At 64.2% G+C, this 2,916-nt stretch carries 3 protein-coding genes and 1 pseudogene; all 4 read right to left on the bottom strand.

From position 1 onward, the window contains the following. Positions 1 to 1,035: acetylornithine deacetylase (gene argE, locus HX869_RS31215; protein WP_178904179.1), on the bottom strand; the 1,035-nt coding region annotated here is incomplete at its 3' end. Further along, positions 1,032 to 1,709, bottom strand: coding sequence for a DUF1028 domain-containing protein (locus tag HX869_RS31210; protein WP_003207324.1), 678 nt, complete (start codon positions 1,707 to 1,709; stop codon positions 1,032 to 1,034). The genes argE and HX869_RS31210, both read right to left, overlap by 4 nt. Before the next feature lie 16 nt (positions 1,710 to 1,725). Beyond that, on the bottom strand, positions 1,726 to 2,136 hold the full coding sequence (locus HX869_RS31205) for a RidA family protein (RefSeq protein ID WP_003207327.1): 411 nt from the start codon (positions 2,134 to 2,136) through the stop codon (positions 1,726 to 1,728). Between the two features lie 24 nt (positions 2,137 to 2,160). After that, a pseudogene (locus HX869_RS31200) lies at positions 2,161 to 2,916 on the bottom strand (FAD-dependent oxidoreductase); the annotation flags it as partial.

Below are 2,916 nucleotides of genomic sequence, written 5' to 3'. Positions count from 1 at the left end.
GCACACCACCGTCGGAATGCCCGCCGCATCAAACAACCCACCCTCGGTCCCGAACGCCACGGTGCCAAATTCCCGCGAGCCGCAAAACGCCGCAATCAGCTCCGCCGCCTGGCTGCGCTGGTCGGTGGCCAGCCCCGGGTACGCCGACAACTCACTGAAGCGAATCGCACTCTGCCGGCTCACCGCCTGCATCCGCGGCAACACCTGCTGCATCGCATAGGCTTGCAGCTCCTCGGCCACTTCACCCGGGTCCATCGAGGGCAGGGCGCGCACTTCAAAGTCAAAACGGCAATCGGCAGGCACGATATTCAACGCCTTGCCCCCGGAGATCACCCCGGTTTGCACGGTGCTGAACGGCGGGTCAAAGCGCTCGTCCTGATGCACCTTGAGCCGCTGGCCGATTCGCCCCAGCTCACCAATCAACTCGGCCGCATACTCGATCGCATTCACGCCCTGGGGCGCATACGCCGAATGGCAGGCCTCGCCATGCACTTCACAGCGCATGGCGAGCTTGCCTTTATGGCCCAGCACCGGCTTCAACTCGGTGGGCTCGCCGATAATGCACAGCAGTGGTTTCACCGGCCATTGTTCCAGCACCTTGAGCAACGAACGCACCCCAAGGCAGCCGACTTCCTCGTCGTAGGACAGGGCGATGTGCACCGGCATGCGCAAGTCTGCGCTTGCCAAGGCCGGCACCAGCGCCAGTACACAGGCGATGTAGCCCTTCATGTCCGCCGTGCCCCGGCCAAACAGCTTGCCGTCGCGTTCGGTCAACTCAAACGGCGGCAACGTCCACGGCTGGCCATCCACCGGCACCACATCGGTGTGCCCCGACAGCACAATCCCGGGCACATTCGCCGGGCCGAGGGTGGCGAACAGATTGGCCTTGCTGCGCTCATCGTTGTAGATCAACTCGCAAGGCACGCCGAACCCTGCCAGGTAATCGCGCACGAACTCGATCAGCTTCAGGTTGGATTCGCGGCTGGTGGTATCAAACCCCACCAGCGCCTGCAGCAGTTCCCGGCTGGTGCTCATCGGTCGTCTCCGGCCACGCCGTAGCCAGGGGAGCGGTCCGGGGCGAGGGCGCGGTCGATGTAGTCCTGCACCTGTGGACGGTAGGCGTCCCAGAGCTTTTGCAGCTCGGCGATCGGCTGCTCGTCGGCCCAATCCACCCGCAGGTTGATGATCGGCCAGGTCAGCTCGCCCACCACCACCAGCGCGGCGGAATGCACCGGCCCGGCTTCGCCCCCGGCGGCAATGGCTGCATGCATCGCGGCCAGCAGGCGGTCTGCCAGTTGGCCTTCGCCTTGCTCGAAGGCCTTGACCATCGCCTCGATCACCGCGCGGTCGGCGAGCATATTGCCGGCGGCCACGCACTGTTCGCCCGACACCGCATTGTGGGTGCCAAGGGTTTCGTTGCCGCTGAAATGCACCGTGCGCCCGAGGTGATCAATCGCCGTCAGTTGCCGGTATTGGCTGTAGCCGTTGCGGGTCAGGGCCTTGTCTACGGCATCGGCAGGGGCAAGGCCTTGCTCCAATAGATCGAGTACGTCCGGGCCCAGGGCGGGCAGGGTGATGTTCTGGGTCGAGACCGCACCCACGCCGGGCCGCAGCCATGGGCAGCGGGCGCCCACGGCGATGCTCGATGAGCTGATGGCAATGCCCATCTGGCCGGTTTCCGCGCAGCGGGCGACGATTGAAAAGGTCATGTCGTGCCTCCTTGGGTTACTCGGGAATGACTGCAATCACGTCGATTTCCATCAGCCACTGTGGCTGGCCCAGGGCCGAAACCACCAACCCGGTGGAGATCGGGAACACGCCCTTGAGCCACTTGCCGACTTCCTGGTACACCGGCTCGCGGTAGCGCGGGTCGATCAGGTAGGTGGTGGTCTTGACGATGTGGCTCAGGTCGCTGCCGGCCTCTTCCAGCAGTTGCTTGACGTTTTTCATTGCCTGTTCGGCTTGCGCGCGCGGGTCGCCAAGGCCGATCAGGTTGCCGTCGAAATCGGTGCCCACCTGGCCCCGTACATACACCGTGTTGCCGGCGCGTACGGCCTGGCACAGGTCATTGTCCAGGCTCTGGTTAGGGTAGGTTTCCTTGGTGTTGAACATGCGGATGCGAGTGTGAGTAGGCATCAAAAAAACTCCAGAAAAAAGTGATCAGGCGCTGACAGGTGAGGTGTGAACAACCGGTGCCGGTTCGCGGTACTCAAGGTATTGGCGCTGGATGGCGATATGGTCGGCCACGTACTTGGCGTCATGCCACACCCCCCAGATAAACGACGAGCCCCGGCGCGACTGCCATGGCAAACCGAGGAAGTAGATGCCCGACTCGCTGGCCACGCCGCGCTGGTGCTGCGGCTTGCCGGCGGCGTCAAATGCATCGACCTTCAGCCAGCTGTAATCCACGGCAAAGCCGGTGGCCCAGATGATTGAAGTGATACCGGCCTTGGCCAGGTCCAGTTCCAGGATCGGGTGCTTGATGCACTCGGCATCGGGGAATACGCGACGCGCTTCGGGCTCTGGCGGCAGGTCGAGGCCGTTACGCTCGATATAGGCATCCGCCGCATCCAGCAGGGCCAGGTAGTTCTCATCGCCGCGGGCCAGGTTTTCCACCAGGTTGGGCTGGAAGCTCGCAACGCTGCCGTTGAAGGATTGGGTCAGGCCGACCAGGGTCATGCCTTGTTGGGCCAGCTCGCGGAAGTCGATGGTCTTGCCGCCGTGGGCGCCGCTCACCGCAATGGTCACGTGCTCGCGGCCGGGTTTCATCGCGGCCTGGTCCCACTCACCCAACACGCCCAGCCACCAGCAGAAATCGCGGTTGCGATAGGCACGCGGTGGGCGGTCGTGAGCACCCACCGACAGGTACACCTGGCGCCCGGAGCGTTGCAGTTCGTCGGCGATCTGCACCCCGGA

The sequence above is a fragment of the Pseudomonas sp. P7779 genome (genome assembly GCF_013386315.1).
Taxonomy (GTDB): Bacteria; Pseudomonadota; Gammaproteobacteria; order Pseudomonadales; family Pseudomonadaceae; genus Aquipseudomonas.
The sequence above is the reverse complement of the archived record's forward strand: the minus strand, read 5'-3'. Positions and strand labels throughout refer to the sequence as shown.

Coding starts and splice junctions, on each gene's coding strand:
- HX869_RS31210 (WP_003207324.1), bottom strand. CDS start 1,709: ATGACCTTTTCAATCGTCGCCCGCTGCGCGGAAACCGGCCAGATGGGC.
- HX869_RS31205 (WP_003207327.1), bottom strand. CDS start 2,136: ATGCCTACTCACACTCGCATCCGCATGTTCAACACCAAGGAAACCTAC.